General features: G+C 39.8%; 24 protein-coding genes. 7 read left to right on the top strand and 17 right to left on the bottom strand.

Translation table 11 applies throughout. The annotated features are described in order from the left end of the window. Positions 1-12 precede the first annotated feature (12 nt). A complete protein-coding gene (gene katE / locus J699_RS17500; RefSeq protein WP_318533237.1) occupies positions 13-2202 on the bottom strand; it encodes a catalase HPII in 2190 nt (729 codons plus the stop codon). Positions 2203-2212: 10 nt separating this feature from the next. After that, positions 2213-3622 carry an iron-containing redox enzyme family protein gene (locus J699_RS17505; protein WP_032869229.1) on the bottom strand — a complete coding sequence of 470 codons (1410 nt, stop codon included), beginning with the start codon at positions 3620-3622 and terminating at the stop codon, positions 2213-2215. Between the two features lie 230 nt (positions 3623-3852). Between J699_RS17505 and J699_RS17510 the strand changes: the two genes are divergently transcribed. The 4 genes from J699_RS17510 to J699_RS17525 all read left to right on the top strand — a co-directional run bounded on the left by J699_RS17510 (position 3853) and on the right by J699_RS17525 (position 5965). Next, on the top strand, positions 3853-4329 hold the full coding sequence (locus tag J699_RS17510; protein WP_005285426.1) for a CinA family protein: 477 nt from the start codon (positions 3853-3855) through the stop codon (positions 4327-4329). Between the two features lie 242 nt (positions 4330-4571). Next, positions 4572-4769: a hypothetical protein gene (locus J699_RS17515; RefSeq protein WP_005285424.1), complete on the top strand. Its 198-nt coding sequence runs from the start codon at positions 4572-4574 to the stop codon at positions 4767-4769. Between the two features lie 94 nt (positions 4770-4863). Next, on the top strand, positions 4864-5184 hold the full coding sequence (locus tag J699_RS17520) for a hypothetical protein (RefSeq protein WP_032869022.1): 321 nt from the start codon (positions 4864-4866) through the stop codon (positions 5182-5184). A gap of 103 nt (positions 5185-5287) precedes the next feature. Beyond that, entirely contained in the window at positions 5288-5965 is a 678-nt protein-coding gene (locus J699_RS17525; RefSeq protein ID WP_005230081.1) for a DUF421 domain-containing protein, read from the top strand. Positions 5966-6036: 71 nt separating this feature from the next. Here the strand turns inward: J699_RS17525 and J699_RS17530 are convergent, their stop codons facing one another. The 5 genes from J699_RS17530 to J699_RS19445 form a co-directional block, all read right to left on the bottom strand. Next, positions 6037-6264, bottom strand: coding sequence for a hypothetical protein (locus J699_RS17530; protein ID WP_005230079.1), 228 nt, complete (start codon positions 6262-6264; stop codon positions 6037-6039). 58 nt (positions 6265-6322) lie between these two features. Then, positions 6323-6751, bottom strand: a complete 429-nt coding sequence (locus tag J699_RS17535) for a hypothetical protein (RefSeq protein ID WP_032869021.1) — start codon at positions 6749-6751, stop codon at positions 6323-6325. 273 nt (positions 6752-7024) lie between these two features. Further along, positions 7025-7291 carry a hypothetical protein gene (locus tag J699_RS17540; protein ID WP_032869020.1) on the bottom strand — a complete coding sequence of 89 codons (267 nt, stop codon included), beginning with the start codon at positions 7289-7291 and terminating at the stop codon, positions 7025-7027. Between the two features lie 58 nt (positions 7292-7349). Continuing rightward, on the bottom strand, positions 7350-7541 hold the full coding sequence (locus tag J699_RS17545; RefSeq protein ID WP_032869019.1) for a hypothetical protein: 192 nt from the start codon (positions 7539-7541) through the stop codon (positions 7350-7352). 91 nt (positions 7542-7632) lie between these two features. Then, the gene (locus J699_RS19445) at positions 7633-7794 is read right to left on the bottom strand and encodes a hypothetical protein (protein ID WP_005230075.1); all 162 of its coding nucleotides are present in this window, start codon (positions 7792-7794) and stop codon (positions 7633-7635) included. Between the two features lie 324 nt (positions 7795-8118). Between J699_RS19445 and J699_RS17550 the strand changes: the two genes are divergently transcribed. Beyond that, positions 8119-8301 carry a hypothetical protein gene (locus J699_RS17550; protein WP_032869018.1) on the top strand — a complete coding sequence of 61 codons (183 nt, stop codon included), beginning with the start codon at positions 8119-8121 and terminating at the stop codon, positions 8299-8301. A 246-nt stretch (positions 8302-8547) separates the two neighbouring features. Beyond that, positions 8548-9015: a hypothetical protein gene (locus tag J699_RS17555; RefSeq protein WP_032869017.1), complete on the top strand. Its 468-nt coding sequence runs from the start codon at positions 8548-8550 to the stop codon at positions 9013-9015. Between the two features lie 163 nt (positions 9016-9178). Here the strand turns inward: J699_RS17555 and J699_RS17560 are convergent, their stop codons facing one another. The 3 genes from J699_RS17560 to J699_RS17570 all read right to left on the bottom strand — a co-directional run bounded on the left by J699_RS17560 (position 9179) and on the right by J699_RS17570 (position 11053). After that, positions 9179-9724 (bottom strand): glycine zipper domain-containing protein, encoded by a 546-nt coding sequence (locus J699_RS17560; RefSeq protein WP_005230070.1) that lies wholly within the window; start codon positions 9722-9724, stop codon positions 9179-9181. 240 nt (positions 9725-9964) lie between these two features. Beyond that, a complete protein-coding gene (locus tag J699_RS17565) occupies positions 9965-10444 on the bottom strand; it encodes a hemerythrin domain-containing protein (RefSeq protein WP_032869016.1) in 480 nt (159 codons plus the stop codon). 156 nt (positions 10445-10600) lie between these two features. Further along, the gene (locus tag J699_RS17570; protein WP_009511604.1) at positions 10601-11053 is read right to left on the bottom strand and encodes a hypothetical protein; all 453 of its coding nucleotides are present in this window, start codon (positions 11051-11053) and stop codon (positions 10601-10603) included. A 294-nt stretch (positions 11054-11347) separates the two neighbouring features. On the opposite strand from J699_RS17570, the gene J699_RS17575 reads away from it, so the two are divergent. Further along, positions 11348-13018 carry an FMN-binding glutamate synthase family protein gene (locus J699_RS17575; protein ID WP_005230063.1) on the top strand — a complete coding sequence of 557 codons (1671 nt, stop codon included), beginning with the start codon at positions 11348-11350 and terminating at the stop codon, positions 13016-13018. A 56-nt stretch (positions 13019-13074) separates the two neighbouring features. Here J699_RS17575 and J699_RS17580 read toward each other — a convergent pair whose 3' ends face one another. The 7 genes from J699_RS17580 to J699_RS17610 form a co-directional block, all read right to left on the bottom strand. After that, positions 13075-13728, bottom strand: a complete 654-nt coding sequence (locus J699_RS17580; protein ID WP_032869015.1) for a hypothetical protein — start codon at positions 13726-13728, stop codon at positions 13075-13077. Next, on the bottom strand, positions 13729-14457 hold the full coding sequence (locus J699_RS17585; RefSeq protein WP_032869014.1) for a hypothetical protein: 729 nt from the start codon (positions 14455-14457) through the stop codon (positions 13729-13731). 59 nt (positions 14458-14516) lie between these two features. After that, positions 14517-15035 carry a hypothetical protein gene (locus J699_RS17590; RefSeq protein ID WP_032869013.1) on the bottom strand — a complete coding sequence of 173 codons (519 nt, stop codon included), beginning with the start codon at positions 15033-15035 and terminating at the stop codon, positions 14517-14519. Positions 15036-15116: 81 nt separating this feature from the next. Beyond that, positions 15117-16145 carry an alpha/beta hydrolase gene (locus tag J699_RS17595; RefSeq protein WP_005230055.1) on the bottom strand — a complete coding sequence of 343 codons (1029 nt, stop codon included), beginning with the start codon at positions 16143-16145 and terminating at the stop codon, positions 15117-15119. Next, a complete protein-coding gene (locus J699_RS17600) occupies positions 16145-17278 on the bottom strand; it encodes a YdcF family protein (protein ID WP_032882667.1) in 1134 nt (377 codons plus the stop codon). The genes J699_RS17595 and J699_RS17600 overlap by 1 nt, the downstream gene beginning before the upstream one ends. A gap of 8 nt (positions 17279-17286) precedes the next feature. After that, the gene (murB, locus tag J699_RS17605) at positions 17287-18321 is read right to left on the bottom strand and encodes a UDP-N-acetylmuramate dehydrogenase (RefSeq protein WP_032869012.1); all 1035 of its coding nucleotides are present in this window, start codon (positions 18319-18321) and stop codon (positions 17287-17289) included. Between the two features lie 13 nt (positions 18322-18334). Beyond that, positions 18335-18844 carry a low molecular weight protein-tyrosine-phosphatase gene (locus J699_RS17610; protein WP_032869011.1) on the bottom strand — a complete coding sequence of 170 codons (510 nt, stop codon included), beginning with the start codon at positions 18842-18844 and terminating at the stop codon, positions 18335-18337. Positions 18845-19256 lie beyond the last annotated feature (412 nt).

Below are 19256 nucleotides of genomic sequence, written 5' to 3'. Positions count from 1 at the left end.
GCTTTTTTAGTATTAGGCAGGTATGGCTTCGGCTACGGTTTCCCTATCCCAAACACGATGATGGCGCAGTAAGTGTTTAAGCGTGTCGGCGACCTGCAGGAAATCATCCTGTAAGAGCGTGCCTTCATCCGGTTTTAAACCCAACTGATCCAGTAACTCAGTTTTGTCACCCAGCAACACAATCGGTTTTAAATGTTTATAGGCTTCCAGCAAGTAATGCTTGCTCACACCATCGGCTAAAACGGCATCCAGATTGTCACCATCGGCAATCACCACCGCATCATAGATAATCGAGGGTTCGGCTTTCTGCATACCGTCTGAAGGAATCACTTCATCACGTGAGCCTTTTACAGGCGCCAGCATTGGGGTCAGTAAATGCACAATGGCATTTTCCTGAATCGACCAGTTGATAATGCTACGTAAACTCTCGGCATGGACTTTGTCATGAATCAGTACCGCTATTTTACGGCCCTTGATATCCTCTGGAATAAATGCCTGCATAGACAGTTTTTCAGATTTTTCAATGCTGGCATGCTTGAAGTTTTCTTTTAAGTCTGGCACTTCAATCCCGAGATTTTGCCCGACTTGCTTGGCAAGATCAGTATCAATATTGGCCAGCACTTCCTGTACTTCACGCTCACGGATGTGTGGGCGCTGTACCTTGCTCAATTCAAAGGTATAGGCATCTACCACATGTTTTTGCTCATGCGGTGCCAAGCTTTGATAGTACAAACGGGCTTGTGAGAAGTGGTCCGAAAAAGATTCACTGCGCTGGCGAATTTTATGTCCATCAATGCGCTCCTGATAACTTTCAAAGCCACCATTCTGCGCAGCAGGCGGAATCTCAATTGGCCAGTTATTATCAATCGAATTAGGTTGATAAGAGGCCTGACCTTTATGAATTTGATGCTGGTGTATGCCATCACGCTGGTTATTATGGAATGGGCAGACTGGCTTATTGATCGGGATCTGATGGAAATTCGGTCCACCCAAACGACTTAACTGGGTATCGGTATAAGAGAATAAGCGCGCCTGTAATAACGGATCATTGGTAAAATCAAGTCCTGGTACGATATGACCCGGGCAAAATGCGATCTGCTCGGTCTCCGCAAAAAAGTTGTCGACATTACGGTTCAATACGAACTTGCCAATCGGGGTAATCGGGACTAGCTCTTCTGGAATAATTTTGGTCGGGTCCAGCAGGTCGAAATCGAAGCTCATTTCATCTTCTTCTTCGACAATCTGCACTCCCAGTTCCCATTCAGGATACAGGCCCTGCTCAATGGCTTCATACAGATCCCGTCGATGGAAATCCGGATCTTTACCTGCCAGCTTTTGTGCTTCATCCCAGACCAGCGCGCTTAAACCTTGTTTAGGCGTCCAGTGAAATTTCACAAAGCGTGCTTTTTCATGTGCATCAATCAGACGGAATGTATGCACACCAAAGCCCTGAATCGAGCGTAAATTGCGCGGGATTGCACGATCTGACATGGCCCACATGACTGCATGCGCAGATTCAGGCACTAGTGAGACAAAATCCCAGAAGGTATCATGGGCAGTGGCACCAGTCGGAATTTCTCTATGTGGTTCAGGTTTAACAGCATGAACAAAATCTGGAAATTTAATCCCGTCCTGAACAAAAAATACCGGGGCATTATTCCCCACCAGATCAAAGTTACCTTCTTGGGTATAGAACTTGATGGCGAAACCGCGAATATCACGTACCGTATCAGCTGAACCACGAGGTCCCTGAACGGTAGAAAAACGCACAAAAATAGGCGTCTGTATGCTTGGATCAGTCAGGAAGCCGGCTTTGGTAAAACGTTCATTACCTTCATAGGCCTGAAAATAGCCATGCGCACCCACACCACGTGCATGTACAATCCGTTCCGGAATGCGCTCATGGTCAAAGTGAGTAATTTTCTCACGTAAAATAAAGTCTTCAAGTAAAGTCGAACCACGTACGCCCGCTTTCAAACTGTTCTGGTTATCTGAAATCTTGACCCCTTGATTGGTGGTGAGCGCTTCATTGGTCGCATCACTTCTGACCTGATCAAGCTGTCTGGTCTTATCAGTTTGATTCATTTTGTCTGGTGTATTCCCAGCTAAAGCACTTTGGCTATTATTCTCTTTAAGATCGTCATTCATTGGGCTACCCTGTTTATTGTTGGCTATATAAAAATGATGAGATGTTTTGCTCATGTTTCCTTATTTAACGCGGTGAAGCGGTTAGATAAGGAAATAAAAGTTCTGCATATTTCTGCGTACTCCATAAACCGATGCTTTTGTGATGGGATTCGGGGGCGAGAAAAGGCGTCAATTTACAAAGCTTGAGTGCAAAATTGTCTGTCTGGCTGACTCTGTTTTGTAAATGTTCCAGTTCGCCATCCGAGATATAACTAAATAAATAGTCATGTAAGGGTTGTTCTTTACTTAGGCTATTCTTATACGGCAATACATGGGTTTCGTATTGTTCGCCTGCAATCCAGTCGTGAATAATCTGTCTTTCGGCTGGGGTAAACACCCCATACATTTTTCCGTCTTCATGGCTGATCATGCGCCAGAACACACTTTCTTCCGGATCACAATTAAATTTAATCCACCGCTTTTCAACCAGTTGATTGATGAAGCTGCCAATTTCTTGAGGATTGGCCAACCACTGATTAATGGATTTACACCCAATAAACTGTTTTTCGTTATGCACCAGTTGTCCGATGAGTGCCTTACGCTTTAAGATTTTATAAACAAAGTTTTCTAGATTCAGGTTTTTAATAATTTGCCGGGATGATATGCCTTGCTGATTGAGTGCATAACCACGTTTTACCTTCTGCATGAAAACATCTTTATCTTTATATTTTTTATAAACATTTTCAAAGACTTTCAGGGATTTATGTGCATGACCATTGTCTAGATTATCAATGGTAATATGTAAATTGAAATACTTGGCTTCAATTCCTAATTCTTTAAGTTCATAGTTGGTGATAAGAAGATGTAAAGGCAGCTGCTCATAGCCGAGATTAAAGCCAATGATTTCAGGAATATACTCTGGCGGAGCATAACCGAGTGCAAGTTGAACTGCAGATTGATGGTAATATTCATCATCCAGAAACAGCTCAAAATCATCCAGTCCCAATACACGCAATAAATCATCATAAATGCAGACATGATTGGCTTTTGCCTGCCCCAAGCCAAGCTCTTCCAGATAGATCAGAATCAGATCATGAAAGACCGGATCATTCCAGTAATTGACAATGCTGTATAGCCAGGAACCATCTACCTTTTTAACTGGGGCAACTTTAAGTAGAAATTCAAACGCCTGCCCGATATTTTTAAAATATTCTCGCTCGCCTCCCGCATTACGCTGGCTCAAATATTCCTGATAGTCTTGGCATACTTTTCGATTTTCATTGTTATACCAAGCACGGATTTCTTCAATTTGATTGGGCAAAGAAATCTTGCTCGGTTTCATCATCTCAAATTCTTGTTTTAAAAAATTAACGGCTTTTTTCTCTTTTTCAAAGTTAGATATATCCCCATCGAGGAAGAAAGAAACTAACTCGTAATAATTTTTATGATCGTCCTGCAACAAATCAAGTAATCTTTTTTTTACGACAACAGACATTTCCATTCTCCGAATCGAAACTATAAAATCACCTTACTTTGCTCATCCTTTATTCCTACCAACATTTTGTTAAAACAGGTTAATATTGAAACACGTAAAATTTAAAAACCTTTCATATCAACCACATATAAAAAGTATATTTTTACATTTTAATATTTTGAATTATTTATCCATAAAATAGATTTCAAAATAATTAATAATTTAATGAATGATTTTTATTCGAGAGAGCTATGTTTAAGAAATCCTGCGAATTACTCGCGCAAAAAAAACTTTCTATCTTTTTTCTGGAAAGTGCATCAGCTGGTTATTTATCTTACCAGTTTTCTTTGAGTCCATTTTCTGGAGATATTCTGACCGGAAGTCTGGTTTGCTATGATCTCAAAGTAAAAGAAAAAGTACTTAAAATTTCTCCTGCGATGATTAAAAAATATAGTGCCGAATCAAGTGAAATTACTGAAGAAATGATTAATAAAGGCAAACATATCTTTAAATCTGATATTTATATTTCCTGTACCGGCTTGCTTAAGCCAGGAGGATCTGAAACCAAACAGAAGCCAGTCGGAACATTCTTTTACTGCATAAACTATAAAAATAAAAACTATAATTTCAGAAACCTATATAAAGGCAGCCCTGAAAAAAAGCTGGAAAGATTACTCAAAGATATATGCACAAATCTTGTTAAAATTATCAAGAAAAAAGATATATAAAAAGGAGAAACCCTCTTTTATGTTGCTTTATGTTACTTTGATATCAACTTATATTAATACTGTTTTCATTAAAACTTGATTAGAAGCATTAAGCTCTTAAAAAAGCATTATTTAATGAAAATTTGTATATTACATTTAAATAAAGTGAAACAGGCTTGCCCTATTCTTCCAATAAAAATATGTTTTAATTAAATCATCTGATTTACTCAGATAATATCAATAACCAAATGAGGTGTACGATCATGAGTAATACAAATAATCAAAGCAATCAAGAGCGCAATAACCAACAGCAGCAGCAACAAAACCAGCAAAATCAGCAAAACCAAAATAATGACAACCGTCAGCAGCAACAGCAGCAAAATGACAACCGTCAGCAACAAGGATCTAATCAAAAAGATTCTAACAACCAAGGATCAAACCAGAATAATCAGCAGAAATAAGCTTTGATTATTTTAAGATCCGTAAATATTTAGGAGAATAAATTAATATTCTCCTAAATTTTATATACATTGGAAAATTTGCTGGAGAACGATAATGACAAATCAGAATATTACTAATCAAAATAATCAAGGTTCACGTGTAAGTATCGATCCAAATGATCATTGGCGTGAAAGCTATGTGACCCGTCCTTATTATCAGGAAGCTTCACTGGATACACCAGACCTCGATTACGACCGGGACTTTTCCAAAGCATATGAGTTAGGCAGCCGCGCACGATCTGAACACGATCGTAATACCCAGTTCGAAGATGTAGAAGGCAATCTTAAAGAATCTTGGGAAGAGCTGAAAGCCGAATCAAGATTAAAATGGGAACAGGCCAAACAAGCCATCAAAGATGCTTGGGATAAAATGTAGTCCCTGCTCTCCTATAAAAAAAATGAGCTTATTTAAAACATAAGCTCATTTTTATTGCATAGAATATAAGCACTTACAAATTATAAGAAAGAGTAAATCAATAATGGATCTTATCGGTGTTTTCATCCACGATACGACTTGGGAACTGGTCGTAGAAATCATCATTCGCTGTTGTGTCATGTTTCTGCTTATCCTGATCTTTTTAAAACTGTCCGGGAAACGCGGCATTAGACAACTTTCAATCTTTGAGGTCGCTATCATTCTGAGTTTAGGCAGTGCCGCCGGCGATCCGATGTTTGTTGATGATGCACCGATTGCCCAAGCTTTCGTGGTCATGTGTACTATCATTATTTTATATCGCCTGGTGACGTGGGCCATGATGAAAAGCAAGAAAGTGGAAATCCTGCTGGAAGGAAAACCACTTTGTATTGTCGAAGATGGCTTGATGGTGATACAGGATATGAGAAAAGAAAAATATTCCCATGATGAATTTTTTGCAGAAATGCGCCAGCAAAGTGTTGAACATCTCGGACAAGTCAAAGTCGCTTTGCTTGAAACTGATGGCTGTTTAAGTCTGCTGTTCTATGCCAATGACGACACAAAATGGGGATTGCCACTCTTTCCAAACCATTATAAAAAGACAGATCAATTAAATCCGGCACTTTTTTATTCTTGTATGTACTGTGGTATGACCCAACATTTAAATCATCTGCAGCAACAATGCCCACGTTGCAAAGGAAAAGATTGGGCAGAGGCTTTAAACACGCCTCACATCAACTAGCGAAGAACCTTCACACTGGCGTGCAACTTGCAATATGGCGCCTTGTTTGCGGTACGGGGCAGCACATGTTTTCAGCTGCCAATACGAAAAACTTTTCCAGTCCGTGGATGGGTAAAGGTTAAGTCATCATTCAGCGGGATCACTTTATCGGTAATGACCACTTTAAATAAAGGTGACCAGGAAAAATCATTTATATTTACATCTAGCGGGGGCAGCTTTTCATAAATCTGCTCCACAATAATTTTATCTCCTGCTTCACTACTCGCATCAACTTCTTTTAACATATATTGTTTCGACATCTTAAAAACTCCTGTTTCAAAATAATCGTGGCAAAATACGAAAGATTATTTTATTTCATTAAATCGGTTCTTTATCTTTAAAGTATGAAATAATTTCTTCACCACTATTTTTAGTTTTACTCACAATATTGCCTGAATCATCATAATAATAATTCGGCATCACTACCTTATTTTTTAGTTTTGTTTCAGTCTTCTTGGTAGAAACGACCAGTTTTTCCACAAAGCCTGATAGCCACAGTATGTATTCACCTTTATTTTTACTTTTCGGTAAAATACTCACATCCAGATCAATCGATAATGCTTTGGACTTCATTAACAAGTCTTCAAAATTAATATAATTATAAAGCATTTTAAAATCTGAATCTTTGGCAGCATTCCTTAACTCAATCATTAAATTATTAAGATCTTCTACATGATCGTCAGTAAACCCATATTTTGTTTGAACCTGATCATAAATTTGTTCTGCTATTTTTAAATATTGATGCATGACATTATTCCTTTATATTCTATTTAGGAATTTTGCAGTATTTACAGTAATCAATTGTTAATATTGTTTTAAGTTATGAAATATCCCTTAAGCTTCATATACATAAACACTACATGATAAGTGATTTAAAATGCATTACCCTAATTTAATGTGATTAAAATCACATTAAAAACTATCTAGGCTATTATTTATTTTTTGATCCGCTATAAATAATAAAAATGACTAAAGTATGAGCTCGATACTTTAGTCATTTTTCCCAACGGGTCTTTTAACTTATGAGGCTGGGGATTGTCCTGAATTTGAAGTCGTATTACCTGTCTGCACACCTGATGTACCTTGATCGTTCATCATTGCTGGTGCTGATGAATGCTGCATATCATCATGCATGTCATTATTAGGGCTTACAGGTGCTGCCTCCATAGAATGAGGTGTGGTGGTTTCACCTTTGGTCATTGGATCATCGGCATCCCGGTTTTTATCACAGCCAGCAAAGGCAAATACACAACATAATGCTAGACTTTTCACGTATAAATTCTTCATTTTTCATTACCTCTCACTTGGTTAATTGAGTAACTCAGATGAATCTTAAAGAACTGCTCTATTCATCCATCATCCACACACACTTCTTTTTACGTTCCTGCTGCAATCGGCTTTTTCGACGCTCAGATAAATGTTTGTGATGTTTAGCTGAATCTCGCTCCCACTCATCAATATCCATCATGCTGTCCAGGACATATTCAGCGTTATAATGGGGCTTGGAACCGATCAATTGATTATCTTTGGTACTCATCTATTATTTCCTTATACTTATACTCGACTTTATATTTAGCAAAATTTAGGCTTAATATAAGGGAAGCTTGATCACAAGCTTCCCTTTCAAATTATTTCAGGAACTTGCTCAGCACTTTCTTGCCTTTTACACTATCGTCCATGCTCAGATCATCATCTTTTTTCTCATCAGATAATTTATTTTTATCTTTATGAGACTTATAATAACAACCTAGAGCAACACCAGTTCCTAAAGTCAAAATCGTTTTTAACATGTGGCACCTCTTAATGTATTTAAGCAACCTCTATACTGAAGATTAATCATGTAAATTTCCCTGTTACTTTTTTTACTTTTCTTAAGAAATGCAATCTTATGTAATTATAAAAAATACGTCTAACGACTAAATATCATTTTAAGCTATTGAAAAATATATTTTAAATTTAGTACCTATGTGTTTCCATATTATTCAATATATATCTCGAAACAAGTTAATAGAAAGGTATAACAACTTTCAAACCAAAACAAATGATATAAAGAAATTAATTTCGATGCATATATGCTCATACTTTCATAAGTATTTGGGAAAGGAGAAATAATAATGGCTAAAATCAAAGCTTTTGAAGCGGGTTCAATTCAAAAATTAGAACACACCATCAATGACTGGCTGAGAAATGAACTTACCCAGAATAATCATCAGGTCAATATTAAGTTTATGAGTCATTCATATGGCAGTGAAAATGACCAAAAATTTACAGCATTGATTGTTTATGAATATTGCTAAATAAGCACAACCGCAAGGTCTAATATTGCGAAAAATAATATTAGATCTTGTTGGGTTATATATTATAAAAAGCTAGATAAGAGATAAAAACAGAACAGCACCTTGAGCAAATCTAGTTATTCTTCCTATTCTGTTATTTAGTTGCATAAAGCTCCTATTACTCACAAGAACAGGCACAACACTCACAATAAAAAACCTAAAACTCTTCATAATCTCTACATAGCTTGGATTTTGGGAGAGTAAGATATGCCACAATATTTACGTATAGCTGAAACAGTTTATCGACAAGTAAAGGAAAATAAAGACTTCCAGCAGGATCCATTAGAAAATTTAAATAATTTAATGATTGAGATCCGAAAAGAACTCAAAGGGTCTAAATTAAAATTACTTTATAACTTTATTGACTTTGAAGAATGTCTGAACAGGCCCAATGCTGAATGTAAGGTTAAACTGGATGTAAGCCTTATTCCGGCGATAAAAAATGAAGGTGAATTCATCTTGTGGTTAGCAGGTTTTATCCAAAGAATTACCACCGACGGAAAGAGAAAGCTCCCGCCTATTCGTAAAGAGATTCCTCCAGAATTTAAATACAGCTTACCCAAAGCACCTCAGAAAACTGCACCTGTCCAGCCAGAATACTCTAAAAGTGGCGAGCTGATTAATTCATATTTTAAATCAGATGAATTTATGGAAGCATTTAATAAAAGCCACTAATTCAAGAAAATAGAAGTGGGCTCTTGACCGTTCACACTTCTATGATTTGCTGACCAGTTTCAGCTACCGCCTGTACGGGCGGTTTTCTTTTTCTACGCATAGCACTTTACATAAAAAACCCTGTTCTTAAAGAACAGGGCTTGGAGACTTCAACTTTAAACCATTATTTGGATAGATCTGTCGTCCGGTTCCATGCATCTCGTGAAGCATGGCGTGCTTCATCCCAAGATAAGCGTGAGTCCGCTTTACCTTCTTGATCCCAGTGTGTTCTTAACTCTGGCTCAACGTCTTCAAAGGCCACGTCTGGCTCATAACCATAACGTTTTTCATAGCCCACACGATAAGCGCCACGATAATCACGATCATAGTCCAGATCAGGATACTTGGCTTTGGCCTCATTATAATAAGGCTGATTCAGGTAATTTTCGCGCCAGTAGGCATCTTCTACAGTCGGATCAATCGCCTCACCCACCGCATTACCGGTTAAACCACCGACAAAGGCACCTACGGCACCACCCACCAATGTACCCACAGGACCACCTGCACTACCGATTGCCGCACCTGCTACCGCACCGCCTGCTGCACCAACACCTGTTCCAACCGGATGCGAACCTGGTTCACCGGTAATTGGATCAGCATTTAATTCTTTTTTTACTTCATCAGATGAGTTCTTAATACGCTCACGATCATATTGGTCATTATTTGTCATGGTTATTCTCCTTAAAAAAATAATTTACTTGAAACCTTATGCTTAAATAGAAGTTTCAATTCATGTACGCTTTACAGTTTTAGACTAGATAACTTCTTTGTTAAAAACCGTTATAAGAATTTTTTTTAAGTTAATGACGATGATTTAAAGTAAAGCAGGAAATATATTGAAATAGATCGAGAAACTTAATGAAATAAAAACCCTCATAAAGAGGGTCTTAATACATTAACTTTTTTACATTTAGGTCAGACTATCTTTGTCTTTATTTAAATATTTTATATATTCGGCCTGATATTTTTCTGCCAGCTCCAGTTTTTGATCATCTACTAAAATTTTACCCGCTTGCTGGAAAAAACTATGTTCTTCCTCTTTAAGATGATGATGAACCACTTCAGATAATTTCTTGGCTATCGCCAGCCATCCCGGATTACTAAACTCGGTCTCTGTAAGCTGTTCGAGCAACTCATCCATTTCATGGTGCTCTGCTAAAGCATGACGGGTAATATTCAGCCCCGCATCAGACATCATTAATGGAATATAAAGATAGCGATCTTCAGCAACCGCATGAGCAAATAGTTCATTTTTTAATAAATCAAAAAGCTCTCTTCTTTCAGGGCTATCGCCCGAAGTTTTCACTAACTTTTCAGAAAACTCTCTTTGCTTTTCATGGCTTTCTCGTAAAGCTTCAAATATGGTTAATACTTTTTCACGTTTTGGCATTGTTGGTCTCTTTGGGCTATAGTGAAAAATTTACACTAAAAATCAGCCAGATATAAGATTCTACAAGCTTGCTCTATTTCTTATCTGTAACTGATTTTTATCTATGAAAGGAGTATTGAACGGGTTCAATACTCCTTCATGATCGTAACACTGAAATTAGTGTTGATTGAAGCCATTTAGAAAATCTCCACTCTTGAAATAGGAGATAATTTGCTCACTGTTTTTATCTGGGCTCATCACATTGATCTGCCTGAGATCACTAGTGACGGTAAATTCAGGCGGAATATTATCGACGATAGGAGGAATCCTTTTTTTCCCACCGACGGTAATTTTTTCAATAAATCCTGCCAGCCAGAGCACATATTCATCCTGATATTTATAATTTGGAATCAGACTGACATCGATATTCAGGTAACCATCTATAAGCTGGTTCTTAAAACCAGAATTAAACTCAATAAAATTGTAAATAAGCTTCATATCGGTACCCTTCAGCTCTTTACGGATTTGTTTGAGTAAATCATTGATATATTCGACTGGAGCTTGCGTAAACTTTTTTTCGTCTTTAAGGTTCTTATAAACTTTTTCAGCAATACGCAAATATTGTGGCATTTCGAGGGTCCTCCACTTTTTTGTATTCTTGCTTATTATCTAAAATTCAGTTTTTCTATTTGTAATCATTCTTACATTTATTGTGTTGTTTATTGCTGCTTTGCTACAGATTCATATTTTGTCATAAATAAGTCATCTTAGCTTTACTAAAGCTTGCGTTTTATCTTCAAATAAAGAGGTATCGCACTTATTTTATAAGAGAATAATTCTCATATCTAACAATTCGTTACTTGTGGTTCAGGCAGGTTCTTGGCATCGTTTGTCAGTTGCTTTATTTTTAGGAATCTCCTGCCAATGGCTAGTCCAGCACAAGCGATAAGACATAAATTACTTAACACTTTCTTTTCAAGACATTCTGTTTGGTTTCTTTGTATTTTCATTGCTTTAAGTATTACCTGGTTCAAAACAATTTATACCCCGCATAGTATTTATTATTTTATTTCAGACACCTTGTTAAACGGACTCTGGCTAGTAAGCAGTTTACTCAGCCTGGTCGGCCTGCATGATTTATTACAAAAGAAACATGCCATTTTAAGAAACTATCCGATTCTTGGGCATTTCCGCTTTATTTTTGAAGATGTCCGCCCGGAAATCCGTCAGTACTTTATTGAGTCCGATCAGGATGCATTACCCTTTTCACGCATGCAACGTAGTCTGGTCTATCAACGTGCCAAGAATGAGAATGCAGATAAACCATTTGGTTCAATCATTGATGTGTACGATCCAAATTACCGTTTTATTGTTCACTCGATTGCACCTTGTCCTCCCTCTGATCCAGCGACCTTCCGCGTACAGATTGGTAATGCACAATGTAGCCAGCCCTACAGCGCATCAATTATGAATATTTCTGCGATGAGTTTTGGCAGTTTAAGTGCCAATGCAATTCGTGCCCTCAATAAAGGTGCTGCGCTGGGTAAGTTTTATCATGACACAGGCGAAGGCAGCTTAAGTCCTTATCATTTAGAAAATGGTGGTGACATTGTCTGGCAAATTGCCAGCGGCTATTTCGGCTGCCGTACTCCACAAGGGCTGTTTTCACCGGAAAAGTTTGCTGAGCAGGCGAAAAACCCAAAGATCAAAATGATCGAGGTGAAACTGTCTCAAGGTGCAAAACCGGGTCATGGCGGTATTTTGCCAAAGCATAAGATTACTGAGGAAATTGCTGCAATCCGTGGTATTTCGCGTGAGCATGACTGTATTTCACCATCTAAGCATCCAAGCTTTAACACCCCGATTGAAATGATGCATTTTATCCAGCAGCTTCGTGAACTGTCGGGTGGTAAACCGGTTGGCTTTAAGCTATGTATCGGACAGCCGTGGCAATTTATGAGCATTGTCAAAGCCATGCTGGAAACTAAAATTGTTCCTGATTTTGTGGTGGTTGATGGTTCAGAAGGCGGTACCGGTGCCGCACCAATCGAGTTCAGCGACTATATTGGTACACCGTTAAGAGAAGGCTTGCGTTTTGTACATAATACCCTGGTCGGTGCCGGTTTACGTGATCAGATCAAGATCGGTGCCAGTGGTAAAATGATCAGTGCCTTTGATATTGCCAGCACTTTTGCCTTGGGCGCAGATTGGGTCAATTCAGCACGTGGTTTCATGTTTGCGGTAGGCTGTATTCAGGCACAAAGCTGTCATACCAACCAATGTCCAGTTGGCGTTGCCACCCAAGATAAAGACCGTCAAAAAGCACTGGATGTACCAAGTAAAGCCGAACGTGTTTTTAACTTTCATAAAAATACCCTGCATGCTCTTTCTGAAATGATTGCAGCTGCCGGCTTAAATCATCCTTCAGAAATCAAGGCACACCATTTAGCTCAACGTATGAATGATCGTGAAATTAAAAACTATGCACAGATCCATTTCTTCTTAAAAGAAAACGAGTTGTTGCTGGGCGATTTGAAAGATGAAGACAATTTCTACTATCGGATGTGGAAACTTGCCGACCCAAATCATTTCTAATTTATGTAAAAAAAGCCACTCAAGAGTGGCTTTTTTATGGCTTGTATAAAAATCAATTACCGGCTAATCAAGCGATAAATGCCAAAGATTGCAAGCATCAGGATCAGCAGAAATTTCAGATAAGCAGTCCAGTTGTATTGTGAGCCCTTACCCTGCCAGATTTGTACTTCTACAGACTGGAACTGCAGGTTTGAGGCTTCCATCAATTCAGCATGCACCGCATAATTGCTTCCGTTATTTGACTCACTTACTGAAAATGGATCTGAGCTCATCACCAGCAATATCGACTCATTGGCATCGTAATGATGCGAATCATTGCTTTGAAAGACTTCAGGATGATAGCCATTTGAACTTTCACTTTGAACACCCCCAATCCACTTCAACACGGTTTCTCCGGCTTGCACGGTGCTACCTTTCACAACCAGCACAAAACGATAAGGATTTTGGGCTGCATCAGCCTGAAAGCTGATTCCGACATTCGGTCTTTGAAAGGTGTCTTTTGGAGGATCACTGACTGCCTTGTTTAAGGCCTGAATCTCACTCGGGGTGAGTAGAATCGAGTTCACCAGCTTTGCGTCATATTCTCCAGCTTTAGGCGCATGCTTCACCTGACCACATGCGGTGATAATGACGCTGATACTCACTATTAATAAAATTCGAATCCAATTCATATGCAAATTGAGATGAGCATGTTTACCAAATCTTTGCATTTAAAATACACTCACCGCAATATGACGATCCAGCATCCAGCGAATCACCGGGCCTTGTTTTTCCACAGGTAAAGACAAAATATATTCGAACGTTCGTATCACGACTTCACACTGTTTATTTTTGTCTGGCGCAGTCTCACCGGCATTGAGCAGATCGGCATCAATCGCATAATCCTGTCTTAACTTTTCTGCAATTTGAATCCATTCTGGTGGCGCTTGCATACGATCGATCACTGAACGTGAACCTTGATGGGTTAAAATATAATTCAGTGCGGCAGCGGTCTGTTGCTGCGTAGCATTACTGAGTAAATTTCTTCGTTGATCGATTGTGGTTTTAGCATACAGAGGAAACGCGATAGGAAAGCAATTACCCTTGCGTTTGGCATCATAAAGTTGCTGTAAATAAGCTTTTGTCCATAACCGTTGCCCTTCATCATCTGCCTGCTTTTCAACTATTTCTCGAAGCTTCCACCACAAGGTGCTGCTAACTGCAGTCAGCATTTCTTCAGGTTGAACGGTCGCATTGGCCGTTTGCTGAATCGTTTCGTAATCTTTAATTGCATGTTGTTTCAGTGGCTGCAGTAAAACAATCTGATCCAGAAGGTTCTGACGTTGTTCAACTGGATTGTTCTGTACAACTTGTCCTGATGTTAACTCGTGCTGTGAACAACGATTTAACAAAAAGAAAACGGCGAAAATTACCCCGATGACCATCAATGCTGCTCTCATTGCGCATTTCCTTGTTATTTTAATATGTGAAAATAAATTACTTTAAGATCAAAACGTCATTAACGTTTAATTGAACAGGCGGAACTGGTCTGCGTCACCAAAGTATTGGTAGCGGCATGGCAACTGAGATAAATTCCCCCATCTTCAGTACACACGCTTGCGACATACAGCTGAGGATTATTTTCCAGTAATTGCGCTGGTCGATCTGTATAACGGGCGAATCTCTGCAATGCCTGAATGCGTTGTTTACATTGGCTGAACTCAAGTATGGTTTTTTGAAATTCGGATCTCGACGTCACTGTTCTGGTCTTGTTGCTTGCCAGATCCTGCGTATAAGCATTTTTCTCATGCATGATGGCTTGCTGCCGTTGTTGTTGCAGCTGCCGGCAATCGCCGCTAAAGCCATCAGCCGCCGAACCTGTACACGCTGTTTTCTGGCTCGCCTGAATCGCACATGGCCGACTTTGATAGGCTGTACCCTGACGGGTTACACATTTATACAGCTCTTGGGCACCAGCCGGAAAGGTAGTACCGAGCAGAATCAAGACACAAAAACCCCTTAATGTACCTTTTTTCATGATTTCCCCGAATATCTAATTCATTGATATTTTTATAATATTCGAGATTCTATCACTTAAATAATGGCTAAAAAAGCGAAATCAATAATAATAATGGTTAGGTTTGGCATGCAAAAATGCCGGAATCAGCCCTGTGAGCGCAGCACGAATATCTGCCCGTTCATTGATCAGCTGATGTGAGCCTTCTTCCAACATCAACAAGGTCTGTAGTCTAAACTTACGGCGGATGTATTCAATGTTATAACGCCAGTCCACCGTTTGATCGAGCGCTCCCTGCGCCAGCCACACCGGAATACGGCAAGCAGGTCGCTGCTCCATTTCCAGCATCCATTTCGACATCGCCAGAATCCAGTCCATACCCATCATACGAGGCTGTAAAGGATCGGTTAAACGGATAAAACGCAGAAACTCGGGATTGTGATTATTACGACGGAAATGGCGTGGTACCTGACTCTTGATACGGCGAATGATGCCCAGCCCGACCGAGTTATGCCACCATGCCGTTTTTGCAGGCCTGATCAATGGAGAGAGCAATAATACCCGATCAACAATCGGGTCTTCACGCCGCTCAGCAAATTCCAGTAAATGATGCATCCAGATGGCACCCCCCGTACTTTGACCAATTCCCAGCCACGGCTTCGGTAATTGTCTGGCGCCACGTACTGCATCATAAACCGCATGCAAGACTTGCTGATAATGATCAAAGTTTTGAATACTGGCTGGTGAACCATTGCTCAGCCCATGCCCAGGAAGATCATAGGTCAGCACGCTAAAGCCCTGATCCAGAATTTCCTTGATAATCGGCTGATAGATGCCACTATGTTCCAGATAACCATGCAACAGGCAAACGGTACCCTGAATCTTTTGCTGCTTAGGCTGGAACACCTGTACATGTAAACGGAACAATGGCATTTCCACATAACCCTGCCAATGCTCGCAATCCAGCACATTTAAACCATAGAGTTTACGATAGGCTTGTAGTGGTTTAGATGGTTCAGCAATAACGGATAAATCCAAGGGTTCCAGCACCTGCGGCGTGGTTTCCCGATTTGGTACAGGTAAATCCAGTTGTTTTAGAATTGTCGGATTTAAAAATGGAATATTGGACATTAGGGTATCTCTCGACAATCACTTGAACCAATCAACATATCACGAATCGTGGCCAGCATTTCGTAGTTCGCACGGCGACTGTGGTCATAGTTTTGTTCGCTCGGACGCCAGTCGGTCAAGGTGGTTGGCATAGGAGCAATCACAGGAACCGTTTCAATACCGCTTAAGGCAAATAAACGGCGGGGACGCGGCATATGATATTCATCGGTAATCAGAATCACCGTTGGCGCTCCGCCTTTCTTTTGCAGCAATAACGAACTGAATCTGGTGTTTTCACAGGTATTCATACTTCTATTTTCAAGTAGCTTGGCTTCTATACCCCGCTCTTTGAGCCATGCCTGCATATAGGGTGCTTCAACGCCGCTCAACACAATTGGTAAAGCATATTGCTTTTCGACTTCCAGGGTTTTCTCCAGACGCAAACGGGTGTAATTATTGACCACAATATCTTTACCGTTCGCGCCGAGTGTTAAACCACCACCCAGCACCACAATGGCATTGGGCTGAGACATATTTTGTGGTTCAGGTACACCATCTTTATTCTTTTTCAGCTCAACCAGATCTTTATTGGTTTCATCCTTATCCTCTTCATTCACGGGTAACTCAATAGGATAGGTCTCAAGAAAAGCCATATATTTACCCATCAGCGCCTGATTGTCCGGGGTATTCCACTGCAAAAAGTCTAATGGTGTAGTGATGGTCACCGCTGAACTGGCCTGATCCTGATCAGCTCGCTCCCCCATCAATGGAATAGCTGGCTGCTTCTTTTCTTCAGCACTTTCTTTTTCCTGCTCTTCAGCAATCAGCTGTTGAAGCAATTTATAACGGGCCTGAATTAACCTTAAATCTTCAGATTGTTCAGACTGAAAGGACTTTTCCATCAGCTTGAGGTAGGCTTGGCGTGCAATCCACAGATTCGAACCCGGTTCCAAAGTCTCATGTTCACTCAAAGCGGCCGGCTTTTGGCTTTGTGCAGCGACTTCATTCACGTCGACAGGCACAAAGCGGTTCAGCCCTTTCACCACCAGTTGTGAATAAAAAGGCGAATATAAAAAAAGTACAAAACAGCCCAATAGCACGAAGAGTATAGTAATTACCCGTACTAAACTGACCATCCAATGCACTTTAGCCATAAATCTCCTCATCCACGATGGGCTTGAATCAAACCACATTCACTATATAACACAGGTTCAGGCTCTAGCTGAATACTAAACTTTTGTTTTACATCACTTTGTACAGCCTGATAGGTTTTTTGTACGTCAGTGAGTGCGGCGTCGGCATAGTTGACCAAGACCAAGGCCTGTTTATGAAACATGCCAACTGGCCCTAATTGCTTACCTTTCCAGCCTGTTTGGTCAATCAACCAGCCTGCTGCCACTTTAACATTGCTGTTCGGCTGTGGATAATGCGGTATGTTTGGAAATTGTTGAGTAATTTTGTCAAATTCGGGTTGCGACAAGATCGGGTTTTTGAAAAAACTGCCCACATTAGGAAATTCTTTAGGATCGGGTAATTTGCTTTGACGAATCAGGATGACCTGATTTTGCAAATTTTCTGCACTGAGCTGATCACCTACTGCCTGTTTTAAATCCCCATAATTCAATCTGAGATCTGCTTTTTTCAGTAATTTAAAAGTGACACTCACAATGATGTAACGGTTAGGATCATCTTTGAAAATGCTATGACGATAGGCAAACTGGCATGCCTGAGCAGAAATCGAATCAAACTGCTTCAGTTGACGATCATAAACCTGAACAGAGTCAATAAACTCTCCTGCTTCAACCCCGTAAGCACCAATATTCTGGACTGGCGAGGCACCGACCAGACCCGGGATCAAAGCCAGATTTTGTAAACCGAACCACTGCTGCTCGGTGCTATATAAAACAAAGTCGTGCCAGACCTGACCTGCACCCACTTTAACACTAACCGTATCGGCATCCTGAGCAACAACTTCAATGCCCTGAATATTCAAATGAACCACCAGGGCCTGTATATGATGTGGCAGTAATACATTACTCCCGCCAGACAGTACCAGCACATTGAGCCCGTGCTGCTCAGCAAAATCCAGCGCTGCAATGATGTCATCTGCCTGATTGATCTGGACATAATGTGAAGCAATAGCATTAAGATTTAATGTATTTAAACGCTTAAGCGAAACCTGCTGTTGTACTTGCATGTTAAATTAAATCCTATAACCCTGCTTTTAATTGCTTTTTAAAAATATCAACCCATGCTTGGCTGCTCGATTCACACTGATCCAGCACCCGATCAAAACCGTCTGCACCGCCGTAATAAGGATCTGGAACTGCCTGCTGGCCAAATTGAGGATCATGTTCACTCATCAAGGCAATTTTTGCCCGAATCTGCGCTGCACCAAATTGCTGGGTTGCTTTTTGCATGAGTGCCTGAATATCATCAAAGTTCTCATGATCCATTGCCAGAATCAGATCAAACTCCACAAAATCATCTAACTGGATTTGTCTTGCACGCAATGCTGACAGATCATAACCACGTTGCATTGCATGTTGCTGACTGCGTGCATCAGGTGCCTTGTTGGGATGATAATTACTGGTGCCTGCCGAATCGATCACCACGTCCAAGCCATGGGCATGACAATAATGTCTGAGAATTGCCTCTGCAGTGGGAGATCGGCAAATATTGCCTAAACAGACACATAACACCTTATATTGTGCTGTCATTAGCTATACATTCCAACATACTGTTGTATAAGGAGATTAAAATATTGCATGCAAAATTCCTGCAAAATAAAGGCAAACCTGTTCAATGTGATTCTGCATGAGCTGACCACGTTGATCTCAGGCTATTCTGTCAAAAATTGCGTTGATTTGAAAGGAAATAGTGTTGATCTCTTTTGAATATTCTGTATGAATATGTTCTTTTTCGGAATGAGTAATACACAATCGTAATCAACCAGTCTGCATAAGCCATTCATAATCACCAGACAGATCAACCAATTTTATTTCTAAAGATCGGTTATGATCATCTGAAAGCTCAAGAAATCACTTTTATGCTCAGAAAATATCTCTTGAGTTAAGCCAAATAAGGCTAGGTCTTTGAGTTCTTATTTTGATCAGAAAAAACTTAAAGGAT

The sequence above is a fragment of the Acinetobacter sp. 1000160 genome (genome assembly GCF_000588715.1).
GTDB lineage: Bacteria > Pseudomonadota > Gammaproteobacteria > Pseudomonadales > Moraxellaceae > Acinetobacter > Acinetobacter courvalinii.
The sequence above is the reverse complement of the archived record's forward strand: the minus strand, read 5'-3'. Positions and strand labels throughout refer to the sequence as shown.

What these genes read in the sequence shown, in the direction of transcription:
- katE (WP_318533237.1), bottom strand. Translation starts at nt 2,202, where the DNA reads ATGAGCAAAACATCTCATCATTTTTATATAGCCAACAATAAACAGGGT.
- J699_RS17505 (WP_032869229.1), bottom strand. Translation starts at nt 3,622, where the DNA reads ATGTCTGTTGTCGTAAAAAAAAGATTACTTGATTTGTTGCAGGACGAT.
- J699_RS17510 (WP_005285426.1), top strand. Translation starts at nt 3,853, where the DNA reads ATGTTTAAGAAATCCTGCGAATTACTCGCGCAAAAAAAACTTTCTATC.
- J699_RS17515 (WP_005285424.1), top strand. Translation starts at nt 4,572, where the DNA reads ATGAGTAATACAAATAATCAAAGCAATCAAGAGCGCAATAACCAACAG.
- J699_RS17520 (WP_032869022.1), top strand. Translation starts at nt 4,864, where the DNA reads ATGACAAATCAGAATATTACTAATCAAAATAATCAAGGTTCACGTGTA.
- J699_RS17525 (WP_005230081.1), top strand. Translation starts at nt 5,288, where the DNA reads ATGGATCTTATCGGTGTTTTCATCCACGATACGACTTGGGAACTGGTC.
- J699_RS17530 (WP_005230079.1), bottom strand. Translation starts at nt 6,264, where the DNA reads ATGTCGAAACAATATATGTTAAAAGAAGTTGATGCGAGTAGTGAAGCA.
- J699_RS17535 (WP_032869021.1), bottom strand. Translation starts at nt 6,751, where the DNA reads ATGCATCAATATTTAAAAATAGCAGAACAAATTTATGATCAGGTTCAA.
- J699_RS17540 (WP_032869020.1), bottom strand. Translation starts at nt 7,291, where the DNA reads ATGAAGAATTTATACGTGAAAAGTCTAGCATTATGTTGTGTATTTGCC.
- J699_RS17545 (WP_032869019.1), bottom strand. Translation starts at nt 7,541, where the DNA reads ATGAGTACCAAAGATAATCAATTGATCGGTTCCAAGCCCCATTATAAC.
- J699_RS19445 (WP_005230075.1), bottom strand. Translation starts at nt 7,794, where the DNA reads ATGTTAAAAACGATTTTGACTTTAGGAACTGGTGTTGCTCTAGGTTGT.
- J699_RS17550 (WP_032869018.1), top strand. Translation starts at nt 8,119, where the DNA reads ATGGCTAAAATCAAAGCTTTTGAAGCGGGTTCAATTCAAAAATTAGAA.
- J699_RS17555 (WP_032869017.1), top strand. Translation starts at nt 8,548, where the DNA reads ATGCCACAATATTTACGTATAGCTGAAACAGTTTATCGACAAGTAAAG.
- J699_RS17560 (WP_005230070.1), bottom strand. Translation starts at nt 9,724, where the DNA reads ATGACAAATAATGACCAATATGATCGTGAGCGTATTAAGAACTCATCT.
- J699_RS17565 (WP_032869016.1), bottom strand. Translation starts at nt 10,444, where the DNA reads ATGCCAAAACGTGAAAAAGTATTAACCATATTTGAAGCTTTACGAGAA.
- J699_RS17570 (WP_009511604.1), bottom strand. Translation starts at nt 11,053, where the DNA reads ATGCCACAATATTTGCGTATTGCTGAAAAAGTTTATAAGAACCTTAAA.
- J699_RS17575 (WP_005230063.1), top strand. Translation starts at nt 11,348, where the DNA reads ATGGCTAGTCCAGCACAAGCGATAAGACATAAATTACTTAACACTTTC.
- J699_RS17580 (WP_032869015.1), bottom strand. Translation starts at nt 13,728, where the DNA reads ATGCAAAGATTTGGTAAACATGCTCATCTCAATTTGCATATGAATTGG.
- J699_RS17585 (WP_032869014.1), bottom strand. Translation starts at nt 14,457, where the DNA reads ATGAGAGCAGCATTGATGGTCATCGGGGTAATTTTCGCCGTTTTCTTT.
- J699_RS17590 (WP_032869013.1), bottom strand. Translation starts at nt 15,035, where the DNA reads ATGAAAAAAGGTACATTAAGGGGTTTTTGTGTCTTGATTCTGCTCGGT.
- J699_RS17595 (WP_005230055.1), bottom strand. Translation starts at nt 16,145, where the DNA reads ATGTCCAATATTCCATTTTTAAATCCGACAATTCTAAAACAACTGGAT.
- J699_RS17600 (WP_032882667.1), bottom strand. Translation starts at nt 17,278, where the DNA reads ATGGCTAAAGTGCATTGGATGGTCAGTTTAGTACGGGTAATTACTATA.
- murB (WP_032869012.1), bottom strand. Translation starts at nt 18,321, where the DNA reads ATGCAAGTACAACAGCAGGTTTCGCTTAAGCGTTTAAATACATTAAAT.
- J699_RS17610 (WP_032869011.1), bottom strand. Translation starts at nt 18,844, where the DNA reads ATGACAGCACAATATAAGGTGTTATGTGTCTGTTTAGGCAATATTTGC.